Origin of the sequence: Nonomuraea sp. NPDC048892, from assembly GCF_040649735.1 — a bacterium.
Taxonomy (GTDB): Bacteria; Actinomycetota; Actinomycetes; order Streptosporangiales; family Streptosporangiaceae; genus Nonomuraea; species Nonomuraea maheshkhaliensis.
Genome location: NZ_JBEZFZ010000008.1, coordinates 223864 through 244433, shown reverse-complemented (window position 1 = coordinate 244433; position 20570 = coordinate 223864). Strand labels below are relative to the sequence as shown.

General features: G+C 72.0%; 19 protein-coding genes. 9 read left to right on the top strand and 10 right to left on the bottom strand.

What is annotated here, in order from left to right; all coding sequences use genetic code 11:
• Positions 1 to 58: 58 nt before the first annotated feature.
• Positions 59 to 1588, bottom strand: a complete 1530-nt coding sequence (locus tag AB0C28_RS27735) for a hypothetical protein (protein ID WP_358078477.1) — start codon at positions 1586 to 1588, stop codon at positions 59 to 61.
• A 197-nt stretch (positions 1589 to 1785) separates the two neighbouring features.
• Positions 1786 to 2778 carry a WYL domain-containing protein gene (locus tag AB0C28_RS27730; protein ID WP_357850964.1) on the bottom strand — a complete coding sequence of 331 codons (993 nt, stop codon included), beginning with the start codon at positions 2776 to 2778 and terminating at the stop codon, positions 1786 to 1788.
• Positions 2779 to 2840: 62 nt separating this feature from the next.
• Here AB0C28_RS27730 and AB0C28_RS27725 point away from each other — a divergent pair, with 62 nt between their 5' ends.
• Positions 2841 to 4307, top strand: a complete 1467-nt coding sequence (locus tag AB0C28_RS27725) for an MFS transporter (protein WP_358078474.1) — start codon at positions 2841 to 2843, stop codon at positions 4305 to 4307.
• 50 nt (positions 4308 to 4357) lie between these two features.
• Positions 4358 to 4729 carry a cupin domain-containing protein gene (locus tag AB0C28_RS27720; protein ID WP_357850959.1) on the top strand — a complete coding sequence of 124 codons (372 nt, stop codon included), beginning with the start codon at positions 4358 to 4360 and terminating at the stop codon, positions 4727 to 4729.
• Between the two features lie 41 nt (positions 4730 to 4770).
• Here the strand turns inward: AB0C28_RS27720 and AB0C28_RS27715 are convergent, their stop codons facing one another.
• The gene (locus tag AB0C28_RS27715) at positions 4771 to 5670 is read right to left on the bottom strand and encodes an aldo/keto reductase (protein ID WP_358078471.1); all 900 of its coding nucleotides are present in this window, start codon (positions 5668 to 5670) and stop codon (positions 4771 to 4773) included.
• Between the two features lie 6 nt (positions 5671 to 5676).
• Positions 5677 to 6621 carry an NAD-dependent epimerase/dehydratase family protein gene (locus AB0C28_RS27710; RefSeq protein WP_358078468.1) on the bottom strand — a complete coding sequence of 315 codons (945 nt, stop codon included), beginning with the start codon at positions 6619 to 6621 and terminating at the stop codon, positions 5677 to 5679.
• Positions 6622 to 6700: 79 nt separating this feature from the next.
• Between AB0C28_RS27710 and AB0C28_RS27705 the strand changes: the two genes are divergently transcribed.
• The 6 genes from AB0C28_RS27705 (at position 6701) to AB0C28_RS27680 (ending at position 12931) form a co-directional block, all read left to right on the top strand.
• Positions 6701 to 7591: a LysR substrate-binding domain-containing protein gene (locus AB0C28_RS27705; RefSeq protein ID WP_358078613.1), complete on the top strand. Its 891-nt coding sequence runs from the start codon at positions 6701 to 6703 to the stop codon at positions 7589 to 7591.
• 102 nt (positions 7592 to 7693) lie between these two features.
• A complete protein-coding gene (locus tag AB0C28_RS27700; protein WP_357850951.1) occupies positions 7694 to 7819 on the top strand; it encodes a hypothetical protein in 126 nt (41 codons plus the stop codon).
• Positions 7816 to 7965 (top strand): hypothetical protein, encoded by a 150-nt coding sequence (locus tag AB0C28_RS27695; protein ID WP_357850949.1) that lies wholly within the window; start codon positions 7816 to 7818, stop codon positions 7963 to 7965. Before AB0C28_RS27700 ends, AB0C28_RS27695 begins: the two co-directional genes overlap by 4 nt.
• Before the next feature lie 63 nt (positions 7966 to 8028).
• The gene (locus AB0C28_RS27690; protein ID WP_357850946.1) at positions 8029 to 8610 is read left to right on the top strand and encodes a hypothetical protein; all 582 of its coding nucleotides are present in this window, start codon (positions 8029 to 8031) and stop codon (positions 8608 to 8610) included.
• Entirely contained in the window at positions 8607 to 9935 is a 1329-nt protein-coding gene (locus tag AB0C28_RS27685; protein WP_357850943.1) for a lanthionine synthetase C family protein, read from the top strand. The genes AB0C28_RS27690 and AB0C28_RS27685 overlap by 4 nt, the downstream gene beginning before the upstream one ends.
• Complete coding sequence (locus tag AB0C28_RS27680) at positions 9932 to 12931, top strand: lantibiotic dehydratase (protein ID WP_358078465.1); 3000 nt, start codon at positions 9932 to 9934, stop codon at positions 12929 to 12931. The genes AB0C28_RS27685 and AB0C28_RS27680 overlap by 4 nt, the downstream gene beginning before the upstream one ends.
• A gap of 9 nt (positions 12932 to 12940) precedes the next feature.
• On the opposite strand, the gene AB0C28_RS27675 is transcribed toward AB0C28_RS27680, so the two are convergent.
• Together AB0C28_RS27675 and AB0C28_RS27670 are read right to left on the bottom strand one after the other, a co-directional pair.
• Positions 12941 to 14680, bottom strand: coding sequence for a peptidoglycan recognition family protein (locus AB0C28_RS27675; RefSeq protein WP_358078462.1), 1740 nt, complete (start codon positions 14678 to 14680; stop codon positions 12941 to 12943).
• Positions 14681 to 14878: 198 nt separating this feature from the next.
• Positions 14879 to 16228, bottom strand: a complete 1350-nt coding sequence (locus tag AB0C28_RS27670) for a HAMP domain-containing sensor histidine kinase (RefSeq protein WP_358078459.1) — start codon at positions 16226 to 16228, stop codon at positions 14879 to 14881.
• 214 nt (positions 16229 to 16442) lie between these two features.
• Here AB0C28_RS27670 and AB0C28_RS27665 point away from each other — a divergent pair, with 214 nt between their 5' ends.
• Positions 16443 to 16871, top strand: a complete 429-nt coding sequence (locus tag AB0C28_RS27665) for an MEKHLA domain-containing protein (protein ID WP_358078456.1) — start codon at positions 16443 to 16445, stop codon at positions 16869 to 16871.
• 29 nt (positions 16872 to 16900) lie between these two features.
• Here AB0C28_RS27665 and AB0C28_RS27660 read toward each other — a convergent pair whose 3' ends face one another.
• The 4 genes from AB0C28_RS27660 to AB0C28_RS27645 form a co-directional block, all read right to left on the bottom strand.
• Positions 16901 to 18517, bottom strand: a complete 1617-nt coding sequence (locus AB0C28_RS27660; RefSeq protein ID WP_358078453.1) for an FAD-dependent oxidoreductase — start codon at positions 18515 to 18517, stop codon at positions 16901 to 16903.
• Positions 18498 to 19091 (bottom strand): hypothetical protein, encoded by a 594-nt coding sequence (locus AB0C28_RS27655; protein WP_358078450.1) that lies wholly within the window; start codon positions 19089 to 19091, stop codon positions 18498 to 18500. Before AB0C28_RS27655 ends, AB0C28_RS27660 begins: the two co-directional genes overlap by 20 nt.
• Positions 19043 to 19576: a hypothetical protein gene (locus tag AB0C28_RS27650; RefSeq protein WP_358078448.1), complete on the bottom strand. Its 534-nt coding sequence runs from the start codon at positions 19574 to 19576 to the stop codon at positions 19043 to 19045. The genes AB0C28_RS27655 and AB0C28_RS27650 overlap by 49 nt, the downstream gene beginning before the upstream one ends.
• Positions 19577 to 19779: 203 nt before the next feature.
• Positions 19780 to 20328 (bottom strand): YceI family protein, encoded by a 549-nt coding sequence (locus tag AB0C28_RS27645; RefSeq protein WP_358078445.1) that lies wholly within the window; start codon positions 20326 to 20328, stop codon positions 19780 to 19782.
• Between the last annotated feature and the right edge of the window lie 242 nt (positions 20329 to 20570).

The following is a 20570-nucleotide window of genomic DNA, read 5'->3' as shown; positions in this document are numbered from 1 at the left end:
GGCTTTCCACGGACGCCCTTCTTCCTCGGACGGCCCACCTCCACCGGCTCCGACGGTGTCAGTGCTGGGCGATGGACTGTGCGCCTCCCTCGTGCAGGCGTTCCAGGCGCTCCCGTACGCCGGCGTCCGGTTCCGCGCGCAGGGCCGCCGCCACGGCGGTACGGGCCTCGTGCGGCAAGGTGGCGTGGTCCCAGGCGGCCAGGGCGCGGATGGCCAGGTTGCGGTTGCGGACGACAGGGCTGGCCAGGCCCGCCTCGATCAGCGGCCAGCCGTGTCCCGGCCAGGCGTCCAGGCTCTGCAGGACCATGTCGAGGGCCCGGTGGGGGCGGCGGGCCGGGCCGACCCCGAGGTCCTGCCCCGGTCCTGAGGCGATCTCGGTCAGCGGGAGGATCTCGGCGGCCAGGGTGAGGATCTCGTCCACGTCCCGCTGTGTCGCCTGCCGCATCAGGGCGTACCAGTGCGCCTCACCGTACGGATCGGCGCGCAGCCGTGCCCGCAGGGCGCTGGCGGTCGGGATGCCCAGCAGCTCGCACACCCGTACGGCACGGCCGAACGCGGAGTCGTCGTCCGCCCCGGCCAGCGCGGCGGGCGCCAGCTCGGCCCAGATCGGGCGGGCCAGGATGTCCGTACACCGTGGCAGCAACTCGGGCCAGTGCTCGGCGGCGTACCCGCGCAGGGCATGAACGTCCAGAAAATGCCGCAATTCCCCCGCACCAAGCCTCGCAGCAGAATCGTCCCCACCGGAAGCGGCTCCACCGGCCCCATCGGTACGGGCCTCGATGTGGCCGAGGTACAGCTCGGCCGCCCGCCGCCCCTCCTGGTAGCCCGGCATGCCGACGACCGGCCCGTCCTCCTCGGTGAGCGCCGCCAGGAGCTCGCCCGCCGCCTCCAGCAGCTCGTCGTCCGGCGTACCGGCGAGCAGGCCCGCGAGGTCGCCGGCCCCGGCGGCGGTCCCGGCGAGGTAGGCGGTCGCCACGTCGTTGCGGAAACCCTGACGAACGATCCACTCGCGCACAGCCGGATCGGACGCCTGCGCCAGGTGTTCCACCAGGTGGATCCGCCCCCACCCGCGTACCTGCCTGGCCAGGGCCCACAGGTCGGCGGTCGCGTCCCCGTCGGTGTTGCGCAGGGCGATCATCGCGAACAAGGTGAACTCGTCGTGCCGCCCGAACGTCATGAGCTCGTCGCGATGGTTCTCGGCGTCGAACAACCCCAGCAGCGCGATCCCCAGCTTGACGGCCTCGCGCTCGTCCGAGTCGGTGGCCAGCGCGTACCCGAGCTCGTAGACCGCGTCATGGTCCAGGTTGGCGGAGCTGACGTCCGCCAGCAGAGCGTCCACCAACGAGATGATCCGGGCCTCCCCGATCGCCTCGCGCACGGCGGCGGGCTTGAGCGAGTCGATCGCCACGGACAGCCGCCGCAGCTCCTCCTCGTCGGCCCGCCCGTTCCAGTGGTAGATCAGCACGCCGTCCCGCGCGCCCGGCATCCACACCGTCTCCGGACTGCCGCCCTCATCGAGCAGTTCCGCAGCACCGTCACGCAGCTGCCGGTAGATGGACGGACGGGCCTTCCACCACTTTCCTGCCATGCGCACTATTTCCTTCCTGATCGAGGTCTCAGTCCCGGTTACAACGAAGATCTGGACTCTACGGCCGGCCGTAGGCGGAGAGACGTCCGCATACTGCGTGGAGCGATGCTAAGGAGCCCGAGTATGTTCCGGGTATGTCCGGCGAATCACGGACGTCCACACCCTCTGACCGATGTGCGGGTCAAGCGGACCGGCGGCTACCCGGCGGCGTGCCGGTAGCGCCGGGCGAGGGTGCGGCAGGCGTCCTTCAGTTCGTCCGGCTCTATGTCGGTGATGTCGGCGTCGAAGGTGGCGAGCAGGCCGGCGATCCCGGCCCACGACCATGCGCCGAGGGTGATGCGGGTCCGCGTGGGGGTGACGTACTCGATGACGGAGCCGCCGGGCGCCCATCGGGCGACGACGTCGGGTGGCAGCTCCATCAGGACGGTGCCGAGGCACGGCCACGGAGCGGGGGTGTCGCCTCTGTCGTGGCTGGTCATCACGTAGTGGGCCACGTTGGGTTCGGGCAGTTCGCGGCGCTGGAACGGGGTCCCGGTGGGTGCGTAGGCGTGGATACGGTCCACCCGGTAGACGCCCCAGGCGTCGGTGGCCGGGGTGTAGGCGACGAGGTACCAGCGCCCGGCCCACATGAGGAGGTGGTGGGGTTCGACCCGTAGCGGCGGGGTGAAGCCGGGGTCGCCCGGGTGAGGGGGGTGGCTGCCGGGAGCGCAGTAGTCGAAGCGCAGCACGTGCCCGTTGCGGACGGCGAAGCCGACGGCCTTGAGCGTGCCCGAGTCGATGGGTGGCGCGGGGAACTCCCAGAAGTTGCGGATGGCGGTCAGGTGCATCGCGTCGACCTCGGCGCGAAGGTGGGCGGGCATGACCTGCCTGATGCTGGTCAGGGCGCGGGCGGCGGCGTCGTCGAGGCCGGCCACGCTGGCCGGCGCGGTCTGGAGGGCTATGGCGACGGCGACCGCCTGCTCGTCGTCGAGCAGCAGCGGAGGCAGCCGGCCGCCCGCGCCGAGCCGGTAGCCGCCGTCAGGACCCATCAGGGCCTGGACCGGGTAACCCAGCTCGCGCAGGCTCTCCACGTCACGGCGCAGGGTGCGGGTGCTGATGCCGAGTCTGCCGGCGAGGTCCTGGCCGGACCAGTTCGAGCGGGCCCCGAGCAGGGACAACAGCCTGAGCAGGCGGGAGGACGTGGTGGCCATGGCCTCCATTGTGGGCGAATGGCGGTCATTCGGTGTCCGCGACTGCTGTCACGGTGTGGCGCATGAGCTCAAACACCACTTCCAACCCCGTCTCCCGCGAGGAACCCCGATCAGGTGCGCTGGCCGGCAGGGCCGCCGGGATCGCCCTGCTCGTGGTGCTGTTCGCCTCGTTCATGGACCTGCTGGACGCCACGATCGTCACGGTCGCCGCGCCGGCGATCGCGGCCGAACTCCACGCGAGCCAGGCCCAGGTGCAGTGGATGCTGGCCGGGTACGTCATCGCGCTGGGGTCCGGTCTGATCATCGGCGGCAGGATCGGCGACGACTACGGCCGGGGGCGGATGTTCCTGGCCAGCCTGGCGGTCTTCGCCGTCGCGTCCGCGGCGTGCGCCCTGGCGACGGGCCCGTCGATGCTGATCGGCACGCGTGTGCTGCAGGGCCTGGCCGGCGGCCTGATGGTCCCGCAGGTGTTCGGGATCATCCGGTCCTCGTTCCACCCGGCGGAGCTGGCCAAGGCGTTCGGCGCGTACGGGGCCGTCCAAGGGCTGGCCGCGGTGGCCGGGCCGCTGATGGGCGGGTTCCTGGTCGACGCGGACCTGCTCGGCCTGGGCTGGCGGACCATCTTCTGGGTGAACGTGCCGATCGCGGCCGTCGCGCTCGTCCTCGGGTCCCGCGTCCTGCCGGAATCCATGCGGCGGCACCGGACGGCGCCTGATGTCGCCGGCGCGGCACTGCTGACGTCGAGTGTGGTGCTGGTGCTGCTGCCCCTGGTCCAGGGTCACGACTGGGGCTGGCCGTGGTGGGGTTTCGCGCTGCTGGCCACCGGAGTGCTGGCGCTGTGCGGGTTCCTCGCCTACGAGCGTACGGTCACGCGGCGTGGCGGGCAGCCCGTGCTCGACCCGGCGCTGCTGCGGGTGCGCAGCTTCGGCGCGGGACTGGCGGCCTCGCTGTTCTTCTTCGGCGCCATCGGCGCGTTCTTCCTGACGCTGTCGATCTACCTGCAGACCGGCACCGGACGCACCGCCTGGGAGACCGGTCTGGTGATCCTGCCCTACGCGATCGGGTCCATCCTCACCTCCGGCCTCGGCGTCGCCATGGCGGCCAGAGCGGGCCGGGCGCTGCTGGTGACCGGATCGCTGGCCCTGGCCGCGTCGCAGGCGCTGCTGTGGTTCGCCGTCCGCGACGGTCAGAGCCCCGGATACTGGATGCTCGCGGCGGCACTGTTCGTCGGCGGTCTCGGGCTGGGCCTGGCCGCGCCGATCCTGGTCAATGTCATCCTGGCCGGCATCCCGGGCAAGGACGCCGGCGCGGCCGGTGGGGTGCTCTCGACGGTGACCCAGATCGGCGGCGCCGCCGGCGTGGCCGCCTTGGGCACCCTCTTCTTCACCACCCTGGACGACCACGCCGCCCCGCTACAGGGGTTCGGCGACGCCTTCGCGGCCGTACTGCCGGTCGGGATCGTGCTCTATGTGCTGGCCGCCGCACTGATGCTGCTGCTTCCGCGAACTGCGGCCGCACCCAGCGCGTAACCCACCGGCCGCTCCGGCCGGCGTCAGGAGCATGCCGTAGGGTCGCCGCCATGCGGATCATCAAAGGAGCGGGACAGTGGGCGCGGCCGGCTGCCGGGGCCGCCAACGACTGGGTCGAGCAGCTCAAGGTGCCGGACCTGTCCGTCGGTACGTACTGCATTCCGGCAGGCGGGGTCGACACCCAGAGTCCGCACACCGAGGACGAGATCTATGTGGTGACCGCGGGCCGGGCCAGGATCACGACACCGAGCGGGGACGAGGAGGTCGGCCCCGGCGCGGTGATCTTCGTCCCGGCAGGTGAGGAACACCGCTTCACGGACATCACGGAGGATCTGGCGCTGCTGGTCGTGTTCGGCCCGGCTTACGGCTCGCGGGGAGCGGCCGGAGAGGGCGATCACGTACTGGATGATCGACGCCCATAAGGCCTTGATCGGGAGGCCAGCAGGTGGTCGTGCGGCCTCTCTCAGCCCAGTGGGGCGTTCTCCAGCAGCGCCAGCTCCTCCGCGCTCAGCGTGAGGTCCGCGGCCGCGGCCGAGTCGGTGATGGAGCGCGGACGACTGGCGCCCGGTACCGGGATCACCGCAGGAGAGCGGGCGAGCAGCCAGGCCAGGACGATCTGCTGGGGGCTGACGTCGCGCTCGGCCGCGACGCGGTGGAAGGCGGTGCCGGCGGAGGCGGGGCCGGCGGAGGCGGGGCCGGAGGGGCCGTCGAGGGCGCTGCGGGAGATGCCGCCGAGAGGGCTCCACGGCAGGAAGGCCAGGCCCGTCTCGGTGCACAGCCGCAGCTCCGGCTCGCTGTCACGGACGGCGGGTGAGTACTGGTTCTGCACGGAGACGAGTCCGTCACCGAGGATCTGCCGCGCCTGACGGATCTGGGCGGTGGTGACGTTGGAGATGCCCGCCGCGCGGATCGTTCCGGCGTCGAGCAGGTCGCGCAGCGCGCCGACGGACTCCGCCCAGGGCACGGCCGGGTCCGACTTGTGCAACTGGTACAGGCCGATCGCGTCCACGCCCAGACGCTTGGCGGAGTCCTCGGCAGCCCGCTTGAGGTGGGCGGGGGTTCCGGTGACGGTCCAGCTGCCGTCGCCGGGGCGCCCGCGCCCGCCCTTGGTGGCCACCAGGACGCCGGAGGTGTCGCCGCCGTAGCGGGCGAGGGCGCGGGCGATCAGCGACTCGTTGTGTCCGGTCTCGCCGGCGTGCCAGTGGTAGCTGTCGGCGGTGTCGATGAGCGTGACGCCGGCTTCGAGTGCGGCATGGACGGTGGCGATGGCCCGCGCCTCGTCCGGGCGGTGCTCGATGGACAGCGGCATGGCGCCCAGGCCGACGGCGCCGACGGCGGTGTGGGCGATGGTGCGGTACCGCATGACGGCTCAGTTCCTCACGGTGGGTGACGGCTGGCTGATGAGCGTTTCCGCGACGGCCCCCGGCAGCCAGTCGTCGGTGTGGCCGAAGGAGAAGCCCAGCGCCTTCGCGCGCGCGTTGCTCATGGCGTAATGGCGGTCGAAGGAGAACGCCGAAGCCCGCTCCCCCGCGGCGACGGTCCTGAGCACGGGCTCCCGGCCGGCCCGCGCGGCGATGATCGCGACGAGGCGGTGTACGTCGAGCGGGCCGTCGGAGCAGGCGTTGACCGGACCGGTGAAGCCGGCCGTGGTGGCCCACACCAGCAGGTCCGCCAGCTCCTGGTGATGGATGAAAACTGTGGGCAGCGCCTGCGCGTGCACGGTGATCTCCTCGCCCACAACGATGCGCCCGACGTAGTACGCCAGCCTGCCGGTGAACTCCTGCGCGCCGCCGCCGAGCACATGGGCGCTGCGCACACTGGCGAACGCGAAGCCGCCGGCGCGGGCGAAGACGGCCTCCGCCTGCCGCTTGCCCTCGGCGTAGTGCGCCTCCAGGTACGCGTCGTCGTTCCAGGGCAGGTCCACGGCCACCTGCCAGGCGGCCGGGTCCACGATCTCCTCCGGCACCGGCGTGTCCTGCGGCACCGCCGGCAGCGCCGCGGTGGCGGGGTCGTAGACCTCGATCGTGGAGGTCATGACGTAGCGCCGGGTACGGCCGGCGAAGGCGCGGGCGGCGATGGCGGCCTGCACCGGCGTGTAGCAGACCTGGTCCACCACGACGTCGAAGGCGCGGGACCCGAGCGCGGCCGTCAGGGCGGCCTCGTCGTTCCTGTCGGCGACGAGGTGTTCGACGCCGGCGGGCGGCGGCGTCGAGCCGCGGTTGATCACCGTGACCCGGTTGCCCGCGGCCAGCAGGCGCTCCACCAGGATCTTTCCGAAGTACCGGCTGCCGCCGATGACGCAGATTCTTTGCACGCCCCGATCCTGAGGCCATACCGTCATCAGCAGAAGTCCTGACTTACTGGATGCGTATTAAGGAAAACTGTTGATCGATGTGCAGCGGCTCCGCGTCCTGCGGGCGGTGGCGGAGCACGGCAGCTTCAACCGGGCGGCCACGGCTCTGCGTCTCACTCCCTCGGCCGTCTCCCAGCAGGTGGCCGCGCTGGAGCGCAGCCTCGGCGCCGAGGTCGTCGCCCGCAGCACCCGCGGCGTCACCCTCACCCAGGCCGGCCACATCATGCTCGGCGCCGCGGAAACCGTCACCGCGGAGCTCGAACACGCGCGTCAGCAGGTCACCGAGCTCAGCACCGGCCGTCTCCAGCTCACGGTCGCCACCTTCACCAGCGGCGGCAGGCTCCTGCTGCCCGCCGCTCTCGCCCGGTTCATGGCGGCCCATCCCCGCACCGTGCTCCACGTCAGGGAGGGCGAGCCCGAGCACACCCTGCCGCTCGTCCGCCAGGGCGCCGTGGACCTCGCCCTCGCCTACCACTTCGACGGCCCGCTCCCCGCCGGGGCGGGCCTCGGCTCCAGCCTGGAGTGGACACCGCTCATGGAGGACCCGCTGCACGTGGTCCTGCCGCACGGGCATCGCCTCGCCGGCCGCGACGCGCTCGACCTCGCCGAGCTGGCGGCCGAGCCCTGGGTGCTCGGCTGTCTGAAGACCGAGGCGTACCTGCGCCGCTACGCGGACCGGGCCGGCTTCGACCCGGACGTACGCGGCACCACCATGGACTACTTCTTCGCCCGCTCGCTCGTCGCCGCAGGTGTGGGCATCTCCCTGATCCCCTCCATCGCGCTCACGCCGGAGCTCCCCGGCCTGAGCACCGTCCCGATCAAGCCGCCGGCACCGGCCCGGCACCTCGGCGTCGCCGCGATCAGCCGCGACGACCGGCCCCACGTCACGGCTCTCATCCACGCCCTTCGCGAGCAGGCTCGGCGGAAGTAGCCGGCTGCCGTACGGAAGAACCTTGGAGAAGCCCATGGTTCTCGCTTGCCTGACTCCGAGCAGGAGATACATCGATCCGATGAGCTCGATGAGGGGGTACCGATGGGGCAGCGCATCGAGGGCCCGATGGTCCTGCGCATCTCCGAGACCGAGATCGTCGACAGTCAGCTCTCCGAGGATGATCTGAGAGCGTTGAGCGACAAGGGCGCGATCGTGCCCTCACGATGAGCCACGTCTACACGAGCCTGGCACTGTTCCACTCCACCGTGGCCGCGAGGCACGTGCCCGACCGGCCGGAGCAGGCGTCCGCCGAGGTGGTGCGGTCGATGGTCGAGGAATCAGGACGCCGCCTGAGCGCCCTGCTCGAAGGCTGACCACAGAAGGGCGGGGCCGCGGCCCCGCCTCCCGGCAACCGCGGACGTCAAGGAGCGCAGGCGATGCCAGACGAGGACGAGCAGGCACCACTGAGTGCCACCAGGTCACAGGACCCGATCGTGGAGAAGTTCCGGCCCGATCCGGCGCAGGCGCCGACGGCGGTTCTGCGCATGACCGGTTTTCTCGGGGACAGCGACAAGCCGGATCATCGGCGGCTGTACTTCACCCGCGAACTGGACTACTACGCGGAGTTCCACACCGGCGACGTCATCGACATGACCACGGTCGGCCGCCACGAGGAGCCGTTCCGAGGCGAGGAGGCCACCCGGGTGGTCCTGCGCCGCGACGCGATGGTGGAGTTCACCAGAACCCGTACGGCGCGCGCCCTCGACGAGTTCGACCTCGACATCAGGCTCGGCCCGCCGAGGAGCGGCAGCTGCATCCCGGGCCTGACCGACTCGCGCGAGCACGGCTGTCCTGAGCCGACCGCGGCGGGCGGCGGCGACTGCGTGACGCCGGGCACCTGCCAGCCGACCTGCGAGACCTGCCCCACCAACTGCGGAACGTGCTACGAGACCTGCGTCGGCCCCACCAACTGCGGCAGCTGCGTGACCTGCGACGCTTTCTGCGGTGAGGGCCGGTGAGCACCGTCACGTCCGGGCCCGCGGCGCGGCGTGAGGCCGCCTGGCGCAGCGTGCTCGACCCAGGCCGGCAGGCGTCGGCCCTGCGCGTCGCCCGCGACGTCGCCGCGCGGGTGACCGACCAGGGACGGGTGGCGGCGGCGCTCGCCGCGTCCATCGAACAGACCCGGTTCCCCGCGACGCTGGCCCGCAGGCCCTACGCGGTGGCGGACGGCGACGCGGGCCTCGCGGTGACCTGCGCCTATCTGGACGCGTGCCTGCCCGGCGAAGGCTGGGACGCGGCAGGCCACCGGTTCCTCACGGCGGCCGCGGAAGGCGTGGACGCGGCGTCGCCTGGCCTGTTCGGCGGCTTGAGCGGCCTGGCGTTCGCCGCCGTGTCGCTGAGCCGCGGCGGCACGCGGTACCGGCGGATGCTCGCCGCGCTGGACGACGCGCTGGCGCCCCGGGCGGCGGCCGCCGGCGCGCGGCTCACCGGGGCGCGCGAGCCGGGCCCCGTCACCGCGTTCGACCTGATCTCCGGAGCCGGCGGGACAGGCGCCTACCTGCTCACGCACGACCCGCACGAGGTCCTGCCGGAGATCCTGCGCGGGCTCGTGACGCTCGCCAGACAGCAGGAGCCGCCCGCCTGGACGACCCCCGCCCACCTGCTGGGCGACGAGACGACGGCGCGGCTGCATCCGCACGGCGCTCTCGACTGCGGCCTCGCGCACGGCATCCCAGGACCGCTCGCCCTGCTGTCGCTCGCCCTGCGCGCGGGCATCGAGGTGCCGGGCCAGGCGGAGGCCGTCGAACGCATCGCCCGCTGGCTGCTCGGCCGGCGGGTCCGGGACGAGTGGGGGGCCGGCTGGCCCGCGATCGTGCCGCTGACAGGCGAGGGAAGGCCCGGCCGGTCCGCGTCCACCCGCACCGCGTGGTGCTACGGGACGCCCGGGGTCGCGCGCGCCCTGTGGCTGGCGGCGCAGGCGCTGGACGACTACGGGTTCGCCGAGCCGGCGCTGGAGGCCATGGACGCCGTGCTGCGCCGCCCGGCGCGGCTGCGCGCGATCCCCTCCCCCACGTTCTGCCACGGCGTCAGCGGCCTGCTACAGGTCGTGCTCCGCTTCACCCACGACACCGGCTTGTTCCGCGACGCGGCGGCCGACCTCGTCGACGAGCTGCTGGCCGCCTACCAGCCGGAGCGGCCGCTCGCGTACGCCTCGCTGGAGCCGCAGGACCACCCCGTGGACCGGGCCGGGCTCCTGGACGGCGCGGCGGGCGTCGCCCTGGTGCTGCTGGCCGCCGCGACCGACGTGGAACCGGCCTGGGATCGGCTCTTCCTCCTGTCATGAAGAGTCTGTACGCGCCGCTGGACTGGGCGCTGGTGCGCGCCCCGCTGCTGCCCGTCGGCACCGCGGCGACAGCGGGCCTGCCGGGGGATCCGGCCTGCCTGACGCCCGGCGCCCCGGCGGTGGCGGCGGCCGTCCAGGTGGCGAGCACCGATCTGGCCGCCGCGCTGGCGCGAACGCCGCCCGAACACCCCAAGGCGCGCAAGGTCGGCCGCAAACTGCTGCGTTACCTCATCCGCATGAGCACGCGGCCGACCCCGTTCGGCCTGTTCGCCGGGGTCGCCCTGGCGGATTGGGGACGCTGCACCGACCTCGCCCTGGCCAAGGAGGCGCCGCGCACCCGTACCCGGCCTGACATGGGCTGGCTGACGGACCTGGTCGCGCGGCTCGAAGCCGATCCTGAGGTCCGGGCAGGCCTGCGGCTGGTGGCCGACCCGTGCGTGCTGATCCGGGCCGGGCGGGCGTTCCCGGCAGGCGGCACCGGCCGTCCGGCCTCCGTGCGTGCCACCACGGCGGTGCGGCGGACGCTGGCCCTGGCCGGTACTCCCGTCTCGCGTGCGGAGATCGCCGCAGCACTCGGCATGCTGCCCGGCGCCACGCCGGAGAAGGCGGGCGAGCTGGTCGAGGAGCTGATCCGGCAGGGGTTCCTGCACCACGACCTGCGGCCACCGCTCACCGCCGACCCTCTCGGCCACCTGCGGGAACGGCTCGCCGGCCACCCTGTCGCGGCGGCCCTCGCGGGCCTGCACGAGGCCATGAGGGAGTGGGACGCCTGTCCGCTCGACGACCGCGCCAGGACGTGGCCGGGCCTGCTCGACCGGGTCGGCACGATCGCACCCGCCACCGACCCGCGCAACCTCCTCCAGACGGACCTCGCGCTGCCGCTGTCCGGCACCGGGCTGAGCCGGCGCATCGGCGCCAAGGCGGCGGTGGCGGCCGAGTTGCTGCTGCGGCTGAGCCCGTACCCGGCGGGGCCGCCGCACCTCGACGCCTACCGCCGCGCGTTCGAAGCCCGCTACGGCGCGGGCCGGGAGGTCCCGCTGCTGGAGCTGGTGGATCCGGACTTCGGGCTGGGGAACCCCGTGGACGGCGGCGGGGCTCCCGCGCCGGCCGCCCGGCACCGGCCGCCGTCCGGCCTGGCCGCTGACGCGTCCCGGGACCGGCTGCTGCTCGACCTGGCCGCGAACGCCTGCCGGGACCGGCTGTCCGTCGTCGAACTCGACGACGACCTCCTGGAACGCCTCCAGACGTGGACGCCTGCGGCCGCGTCCGCCCCGCCGACGCTCGACCTCGCGGTCCTGGTCGCGGCGGCCGGCGCCGAGGCCGTCGACAGGGGCGACTTCCTGCTCGTCGTGGGGCCGAACCTGGGCGCGAACGCGGCCGGGCGCACCCTCGGACGCTTCGCCGACCTGCTCGGGGCCCCGGCGAAGACCGCGATGGCGCAGGCGGCGGAGGCCGAATCCCGGCACGCGCCCGGCCGCCTCCTCGCCGAGGTGGTCTACACACCGGCGCGCGCCCGTTCCGGCAACGTCGCCGTCCGCCGGTGCGGTCACCGCCACGAGATCCGTTTCGGCCCCGCCACCGGCATCGCGCAGGAGTGGATCGTTCCGACCGGCGAGCTGGTCGTGGGCCTGCGCGACGGCCGCTTCACCGTCCGGTGGCCCGCACGCGACATGGAGGTCATCGCGACCCAGTGCCACATGCTCAACCCGGCGCACGCGCCTGCCGCGGCCCGGTTCCTGCTGGACGTGGCCCGCGACGGCCGGTGCGTCTTCACCTCGTTCGGCTGGGGACCGGCCGCCGGCCTTCCGTTCCTGCCCCGTGTCCAGCGGGACGGCATCGTCCTGTCCCTGGCCCGCTGGCGGGTCGATCCCGCGACCCTGCGCGACCCGGCCGGCCTGGCCGCCTGGCGCCGGGCGCACGGCGTGCCCCGCCATGTCTACCTGGCCGGCGGCGACAACCGGCTGCTGCTCGACCTGGACGACGCCGAGCAGGCCGAACTGTTGTGCGCGGAGCCGGCGGGACGCCCCGTTCTGCTCCAGGAGGCCCTGCCCCATCCCGATCACGCCTGGCTGCCGGGCCCCGAGGGCGCCCACCTCAGCGAGGTGGTGGTGCCGCTCGCGCTCCGGGAGCGGCAAACCGTTCCGGAGCGGCGCCCGCGCCGCGGCGTCGTGCCCGCAGGGACGCGGGTGCGGCCGCCCGGCAGCGACTGGCTCTACCTCAAGCTGTACGGCCCTCGCCGCTTCGAGGACGAGCTGATCGTCGACGCGCTCGGCCCCTTCGCCCAGTTCGTCACCGGGGCGGGGCTGGCCGACGGCTGGTTCTTCCTGCGCTACCGCGACCCCGACCCGCACCTGCGCGTCCGCTTCCACGGCGAACCCGCCACGCTGCTGGGCCCGCTCATGCGCCACGTCTGCGACTGGGCGGCCGATCTGGTCTCCGCGGGCACGTGCGGGACCTTCGCCTTCGACACCTACGAGCGTGAGATCGAGCGGTACGGCGGCGTGGACCACATGCCGGCCGCCGAGGAGGTGTTCATCGCCGACAGCCGGGCCGTCGCCGGCCTGCTCGCGCTTTCCAGAAGCCGGGGTTTCCCCTACGACCCGGTCACCGTGGCCGCGCTCAGCGTCGACGACCTGCTCGACGGCCTGGGACTCGACGCCGAGCGACGCAGGCGCTTCTACCGTGACATCGTCACGCCGTCACCGCAGGGCGGCCTGGAGTACCGCGAGCGCTCCCGGGAGCTGCGCCGGCTCCTCGGTGATCCCGGCACGACCCCGGACGACCGGGCTCTGGCGTCCTTGCTCGCCGCCCGCCGCCTGGCCCTGCCGTCCGACCGGCCAGCTCCCGAGGTGTGCCGCAGCCATGTCCACCTGCACTGCAACCGGCTGCTCGGCACCGGCCACGAGCTCGAACACCGCGTTCTCGAGCTCCTTCGCCGCACCCGCGAGGGTCTCTCCCGTCGGTCACCGGTGGGCGAGGGCCTCGCCCACCGGTGACCGCGGGCCTCACGCCTCGCTCACCACGACGTCCTCGTTCCTGACGAACATGACGCGGTGGCCGAACTGGATCTGGTGGTACTCGTCGGCGCCCCGGACCACCACATGTTGCGTGGTGTCGAAGGTGTTCGCCTTGTAGTACTCGCCGGTCGTGGTCAGGCCGATCGTGTACGACTGCCCGGCCGGGAACGTGTACTGCAGCGGGGCCAGCGGCTGCACCTCCACGCCCGCGGGGAAGGCCGACGCCTCCGGGTACGCGCGGCCGTACAGGGGGACCGAGGCCAGCCCCGGCCGGGGCTTCACCATCCGGGCCCGGCTGGGCACGGCGACGGGAGCGGAGGCCGGGTTGTGGAACCACGCCTTCTGCCCCAGGTACCAGATGGCGGTCCAGTCGCCTCGCCGCTCAGCGACGACGTAGCGCTGCCCGGTGACGGCACGGGCGGCGTGGTCGTACACGCTGAACGTGGAGTCTCCCGTCGGGTGCTTGCCGATGTCCTTGACGAGGGGCGAATCCTCGCGCGGCTCGGTGTGCAGCCAGATCGAGGCCGACCCGTGCGCCGGGCAGGTGGCGGCGGGGTGGGCCTCGTCGCAGCCGATGTAGTGCGGACGGTTGCGGTCGTAGTCCGGCAGGATCATGACCGTGGCCGTGCCGGCATCGCCGTCAGGGCGCAGCGGAGCCCCCAGCAGGTCGAAGAAGTGGGCCCAGTCCCAGTACGGGCCCGGGTCTTCGTGCATGGTCTCAAACGACTCCGGCACCAGGCCGGGCACGTTGTCATGGCCGAGGATGTGGGCGCGATCCAGCGGGACCCCGAACCTGTCGGCCAGGTAGCGCACGAGCTTGGCGGACGTGCGGTACATCGCCTCGGTGTACCAGGTGCCGCCGGCGGCGAGGAAGCCCTCGTGCTCCAGGCCGATCGCCTTGGGGTTCATATACCAGTTCCTGGCGTGCCAGGCCACGTCCTTGGTACGTACGTGCTGGGCGAGGTGCCCGTCGTGCGAGCGCAGCGTGTAGTGCCAGCTGGCTTCCTTCGGGTCTCTGACGATGTCGAGCGTCTTGTCGTACAGCTCCTCGGTGTCGTGGATGACGATGTAGTGGATCGTCTGGCTGGTGGGCCGGTCGGCCTTGTCGTGGTTGCCGTACTTGCCGTTCGGCAGTTCGACGTAGGGCGCCGGGATCCACTCACAGGAGAGCCCTGCGGGGCACTCCACCTCGTCGCTGCGGGCCAGATGCGGCAGGTTCAGCCTGGTCAGCCAGAAGCGGGACGGGCGCACCTCCGGGGAGGACGGCAGCGTCATCTCCGTGCCGATGTCGGTCAGCCGGGTGGCGCCCTCGTGGATGACCTCGTACACCTCGTCGGCGAAGCCCGCCGCGGTCTCCTCGTCGGTGGCGCCCGAGTAGCGCGCCACCGCGCCGTACCACTCGGCGGGGTCGGCGCTCGGCGGGGCGCCCAGGGCGCGCTGATACTCGGCGAGCAGCGCCGCGCCGCCGTCGACGTTGGCGGCCGGGTCCTTGCGCAGGCGCTCGACGCTCTGCCCGGTCAGCTCGGCGGCCCGTTCCAGGGTGTGCAGGGACCCACCGTCCTGCCCCGCCTGCTGGGAGGGGTCGATGGGGTGGCGCCGCGAGGTGCCGGGCGCGTCACCGTCGGTGAGGTGCATGGGGCCGAACCCGGCGGCCGTGCTGGGCTTGCCACCGTTACAGTCCCAGCGCGATTCCATGTAGGAGACGGCGAGCAGGACGCTCTCCGGCACTCCGTGTCTCCTCGCGGCCTGTGTGAACGCTTGCGGCATCGTGGTCATCACCACCACCTCCACACCTGCACGGTCGCATGGATGGCCGCCCGGCTTCGAGGCGATATGTCATGATTTTTCGCTTTCTTGTGGCACTCAGAGCCGGCTCCTGCCCCCGCCGAACGCAACCCGGAGCCTCGACCACCGAGGATCACCGTCTCAGCGGAACGCGTCCATGAGGGGCAGCCACAACACGAACGTGGCCCCACGCTGTGAGTCCGCGACCCGCAGGGTGCCGTGATGGGCGCGGGCGATGTCACGCGAGATGGCCAGGCCGAGCCCGCTGCCGCCGGGATCGCGGCGGCGGCCGTCGTCGAGGCGGACGAAGCGTTCGAAGACCCGCTCGCGGTGCGCGGGCGGGATGCCGGGCCCGTCGTCGGCCACCGTGACCGCGACCCCGTCGTCGACCGGTGCGACGGTGATCTCGACGGAGCTCTCCGCGTGCCGCTGGGCATTGGTGAGCAGGTTGTCCATCACGCGGATCAGCTGCATCCGGGAGCCGCGGATGCGCAGTCCTGCCGGTGCGTGCACCTTCGCCGGCAAGCGGCGGTGCTGCGCGTTCACCTCGGCGGCGACCAGTTCGCCGAGGTCGATCTCCTCCGGGGGCACCGGATCGGCGGCCCGGAGGCGGGCCAGCTGCAGGAGGTCGTTGACGATCGCCTCCAGCCGGCCGGTGGTCGCCAGCGCCGTCCGAATGGTCTCGTGGGCGTCCACGTCGTCGGGATAGTGCAGCGACTCCTCCAGTTGCATGCGCAGCCCGGTGATGGGGGTGCGCAGCTCGTGGGAGGTCGTGGAGGCGAACCGGCGCTGCTCCTCCACCGCGCTCTCCAGCTGGCCGAGCGTGTGGTTGACCGTGGTGGCCAGCTGGGTGAGCTCGTCACGACCGGGCGGCACGGGGACGCGCAGGCTCAGGTCGCTCACCGTGATCTCGGAGATCCGGGCCCTGATGGCCTCGACAGGCCGCAGCGTACGCCCCACCAGCATCCAGGCCATCCAGGCCACGACGGCGGTGATCAGGCCGATGCCCGCGACGACGAGGTAGTCGAGGCGGTGGGTGGCCAGCAGGTCAGGCTCCCGGATGCCGGCGTAGACGACGCCCGAGTCGGTGTCCGGGGTCAGCCGGATGGCCTTCAGCAACACGCACGACCCCGCTCCCCCGCATTCGATGCGCCGCTGGAACCGGTTGTTGGGCGGAGGCCGGAGCCGGCTGAGCGGAACGGTCGTGGAGGCCCTCCCGCTGGCGTTCAGTACGCGCTGGCGGGAGTTCACGATCTGGACGAGGTCGGCGGGAGGGTCGGCGGGGATCCTTCGTGGCACCACTCCGCTGCGCGCCGCCGCACTCCACTGACTCGCCACCCGTTCGGCCTGGCTGAAGGTGTTCTCCTGGATCCGGTAGCGGGTGGCGAGGTCCACCGTCACTCCGAGCACTCCCATGATGATCAGCGAGAATCCGGCCGCGGCCGCGGTGTAACGCGCCCGGATGGAGTGTGGACCTGGAAGCGGTGACACTTCGTCTCCTCCTCATTGCGGCTGTCCCCTTCCGCGGCAGCCGCAGCAAACACTCAGCGTAGGTCGCCCAAGCAGGTATATGGTGCACATAAAGGGACAAAACGTATGAGTTTGACCAAATCGCTAGAGATGCATGACCTTCACCTGTACGTCTCCGTTGACCCGGGCAGAGCCCTGCGCGCCGGCGACATCTGGGACTAAGTAAGGTTTCGGGGTGAATGACCGCTTTTTCTCCCTGCTCGCGGCCTGCCATCTGCGCTTCGTCGGCACCGCGCTGGCAGGCCCCGACGCCACCGCACGCTGGCTGTACGAGGACGCGCCCTTCGGCGTCCTGGCCCATGACGGGGCGGACGACCCTCGCTTCACCTACGCCAACCTCACCGCCCAACGCTGCTTCGCGTACGACTGGGCCGAGTTCGTGGGCCTTCCGTCCCGGTTCTTGGCGGAGCCGGACCGGCGCGAGGACCGGCAGCGACTCCTGGACGCCGTGCACGAGAAGGGTTACGCGACCGGCTACCGCGGACAGCGCATCGCCAAGTCCGGCCGCCGGTTCTGGATCGAGGACGTCACGATGTGGAACCTGGTGGAAGACGGCCTGCTCGTGGGGCAGGCGGCCACCTTCCCCCGCTGGAGTGACGCCTGAAGGTCCAGCCGGGCGCTGGTGAGGCCGCTTCAGCCGCCGAGGACCGTGTGGACGGAGGACACGGCGCCCGCTCCTTCGCCGACCGCCGTGGCCACGCGCTTGGTCGAGCCTGAGCGGAGGTCTCCCACGGCGAAGACATGGGATGCGCTGGTCTGGAACGGCAGCGGGGCGTCGTGGGTGCCCCCGGGCAGCCGGCTGTCGGTGAGGACGAAGCCGCGTGCGTCCTTGGCGACGCCCTCCATCCACTCCGACGCCGGCGCCGCCCCGATGAAGCAGAACAGCCCCCGGCAATCCAGCCGTTGCGAGCGGCCATCGCCACTCGCGATGACGACCGACGTGAGCGCTTCGTCCCCGCCGAGCTGCCGTACCGTGCTGCCGGTCCAGACGCGGATCCGCGAGTCGGCCAGGATGCGATTGGCCAGGTACGCCGACATCTTCGCTCCCAGGTCACCGGAACGCACCACCAGATTCACCGTGCAGCCATGAGCGGCCAGCGACAGAGCCGCCTGCCCGGCCGAGTTGGCGCCACCGACCACGACCACCGGCTGAGACTCGTACCGGCGCACCTCCAGCTCCGTCGCCGCATAGCGGATGCAGCCACTCTCCTCGAAATCCGCCCACCGCGGGATGCCGAGGCGCCGATAGTGTGCCCCGGTCGCCGCGATCACCGTGGAGGTCTCGATCCGGGACCCGTCGGCGAGCACCACCACCGGCCTCCGCTCCTCCGACAGATCCAGCCCTGAGACCTTGCACGGCGAGAAGATCTGCACCCCGAACTTGAGCGCTTGGATCATCGCCAGCCGGGTCAGCTCCTCACCACTGACACCCTGCGGGAAACCCAGATAGTTCTCGATCCGGGCACTCGTCGCGGCCTGCCCGCCCAGCCCGCTGCCGTCCAGCAGCACGGTGGCCAGCCCTTCGGAGGCGCCGTAGACGGCCGCGGCGAGCCCGGCCGGCCCGGCGCCGACCACCACCAGATCCGGGACGCACGCCGCAGGGTGATAGGTCAGACCGAGCGCCTCGGCCACCGTCCCCGGAGTGGCGCGGCGCAACACCGTCCCACCCGCCACCGCGACCGGCAGATCGTCCGTGGAAGCCCCGATCGATCTCATCAGCGCACGACCGGACAGCGACTCCGGGTCGAGCCACACATGCGGCAACAGCATCTGCGTCACGAACGTACGCAGCCGAAGCGTCTCGGCCGCATCCGGCCTGCCGACCACTTCCAGCGCACTGCCGGCCGACGCTCGCAACAGATCACGCCGCGCCCGGAACGTCTCGATCAGCACGTCCGCGATGTCGACCTGCTCGGCGAGAACCCGGCGCAACTCCGCTGCCGTGATCCGCACCACCGTCCCGGCTCCCGCGACCCGGGCCGTCAGATAGACCTGCTGACCGGTGAGCAGATTCAGCTCGCCGAGGAACTCCCCCGGATTCCGACGGTGGACCAGGTGTTCCGGCTCGACCGCCGTGGCGTCCCTGAAGATGTCGACGGTCGCCGTCCGCAACAGGAAGAAGTCATAGGCACTGTCACCGGAGGCGTACAGGTTCTGCCCCTCCTGGACCTCCTCCGGCCGGCCGTAGCGAGCCAGACGATTCACCTGCTCCTCGTCGAGAACGGGCTGGTCACGGTCTTCGGTAGCCATGCCCGGCATGATAGGTCGCGCAGGTGGGCGGCCCCTCGACGGCGCACGGGCGACCTGGAGATCCGCGGCCGGCCTCACCCACAGCCGCAGCACAATAGAACGCGTGCGCCCCACCGGCCATGCCGGCGGCGTGAGCGCTGGACTGGGACGCGGCGCCGGCGGGCGCCGCGAGCACCGTACCGGCTGCGCTGCGCAACCGGCCCAGGACCTGGGCTCCAGTGCCCGTCACCGCGGCGAGGAAGTCGTTGCCGTCGAAGCCCTTGTCCCACAGCACCAGCATGTCCGACAGCAGCAGGTGCAGTAGCCGCCTGGCGTAGTCGGTCTCGCCTAGGGCGGTGGGGCCGAAGGCAGCGCCGATCATCGCCCGGGTGCCGGTCTCCACCAGGGTCATCAGCTCCAGCTGGGGATAGCCGCCATGGGCCAGCCGATCCAGCCAGGCCCGGTTCCGGCCGGTATCGGGCACCTTCAGTGAGCTGCAGCCGTCGAAGGAGACCGTTCGACAGCGGCCGAACCGCACTCCGGGCGTCACCGGCTGCGCCAGCGGGCCGCACAACACCTCGAACAGCGCCCGCATCGGCGCAGCGCCAGGATCTCCGCGGCGCGGGCGGCGGTCTCGTACAGTATGCGCCAGAGCGTCTTCTCGCGCAGCGGGATGTCGCGGCGTGAGAGGAGCCGGTGGATGGTGGTCTTGGCCACGGCGCGGGTCTCGTCGGCGGTCTCCTTGCGGCGTTCGGCGTCGGCCGGGACCGACGGGGCGGTCCAGTGCTTCTTGGTCTGGCACCAGGTCAGCCAGGAGGTGACGGCGGCGCGGTTGCAGTTCCAGGTCGCCGGCGCGCATCCGTCCCAGAGCTCGGCGAGCTCGGCGCTGATCTCGGTGTCGGCGACGTCCGCCAGCGGCCGGTCGTGGCCGAGCAGGGCGATGACGCGGTCGATGGCCGAGGCGTAGGCGCGGTGAGTGTTCGGGTTGGCCGTGCGCGGAGTGGCGAGGAAGGCGTCGGCGGCCGCAGCGAGGGTGACGTGCCCGCCGCGAAGGGCGGCGACCTCCGGCGCGGCGCTCATGCCAGCCGCCGCGCCACGCCGGCGGCGATGTACCGGATAACGTGCCGGAGTCGCGCACCGTCCCGGCAAGGGGTTGTCCTGGTCGCCGCGCCGTCATGATCGCTCATGTACGTGATAAGAGTCGATTATCACGTACATGAGCCGTTGGCTTGGGGGTGTCAGCCCACATAAGGGCCGCGGTCCACTCCCCGGAGAGCGCCCTGTCAGGTGATGCGGGTGGCGACGACCTCGATCGCGATCCTCAAATGCCTGGCGGCCATTCCCCGGCCTTTCGTCAGGCCGAATGCGTAGCGGTCGATCGTGACCGTGGCGCCGGCCATCAGGAGGGTGTCGTTGCTCGTTGCGGAGCCGAGGACCAGGCTGAGCGGTTGACTGACGCCGCGCACGGTCAGGTTCCCGTGCAGCACCGTTGACGCTCCCGCCTGACCGGGCGGCCCACCTCGGAAGAACATCGTCGGATGAGTGTCCACATCGAGGAAGTCCGCCGCACGCACGTGCCGGTCGCGTATCCGCAGCCCGCTGGCGAAGCTGCCCGCGGGGACCTCCACCACGACGACCGAGTCGTCCAGCGGGCTCCGGACGCTGATCACGCCCTCTCCGATCGTGAACGTTCCGCGTACCGGAAGCACCCCGAACAGGGCGCGGGTCCTGAACCGGATCGTGGACCTGTCGGGGTCGATGCGATAGTCGCCGACGCGCGGGGACGACTCCCGGCCGGCCGGAACCGGCGAGCCGGTGCGTCGCTCAACCACGTGCGGACCCGGGGAGCGTGCCTGGTGGCCGGTGCAAGCCGGGGACAGGAATGCGGTAGCCCGCCCCGCCCGGCAGGCCACGAGGGGCCTGGAGAGTGCCTTCCAGCGTTTCGGCCTGATCGTTGATCGGCACGCAGCCGATCATGTGATGGGTCATGGTGCTCCAACAGTGATGTCCATCGAGAGGAGGCGGCCGGCGTTGCCGGTGAAATGGATCTGATTGAGAAGAGCTCGCCCCGGCC

Coding starts and splice junctions, on each gene's coding strand:
- AB0C28_RS27730 (WP_357850964.1), bottom strand. CDS start 2,778: ATGGCCACCACGTCCTCCCGCCTGCTCAGGCTGTTGTCCCTGCTCGGG.
- AB0C28_RS27715 (WP_358078471.1), bottom strand. CDS start 5,670: ATGCGGTACCGCACCATCGCCCACACCGCCGTCGGCGCCGTCGGCCTG.
- AB0C28_RS27725 (WP_358078474.1), top strand. CDS start 2,841: ATGAGCTCAAACACCACTTCCAACCCCGTCTCCCGCGAGGAACCCCGA.
- AB0C28_RS27660 (WP_358078453.1), bottom strand. CDS start 18,517: ATGGCTACCGAAGACCGTGACCAGCCCGTTCTCGACGAGGAGCAGGTG.
- AB0C28_RS27680 (WP_358078465.1), top strand. CDS start 9,932: ATGAAGAGTCTGTACGCGCCGCTGGACTGGGCGCTGGTGCGCGCCCCG.
- AB0C28_RS27735 (WP_358078477.1), bottom strand. CDS start 1,588: ATGGCAGGAAAGTGGTGGAAGGCCCGTCCGTCCATCTACCGGCAGCTG.
- AB0C28_RS27700 (WP_357850951.1), top strand. CDS start 7,694: ATGGGGCAGCGCATCGAGGGCCCGATGGTCCTGCGCATCTCCGAGACC.
- AB0C28_RS27720 (WP_357850959.1), top strand. CDS start 4,358: ATGCGGATCATCAAAGGAGCGGGACAGTGGGCGCGGCCGGCTGCCGGG.
- AB0C28_RS27690 (WP_357850946.1), top strand. CDS start 8,029: ATGCCAGACGAGGACGAGCAGGCACCACTGAGTGCCACCAGGTCACAG.
- AB0C28_RS27650 (WP_358078448.1), bottom strand. CDS start 19,576: ATGAGCGCCGCGCCGGAGGTCGCCGCCCTTCGCGGCGGGCACGTCACC.
- AB0C28_RS27655 (WP_358078450.1), bottom strand. CDS start 19,091: ATGCGGGCGCTGTTCGAGGTGTTGTGCGGCCCGCTGGCGCAGCCGGTG.
- AB0C28_RS27695 (WP_357850949.1), top strand. CDS start 7,816: ATGAGCCACGTCTACACGAGCCTGGCACTGTTCCACTCCACCGTGGCC.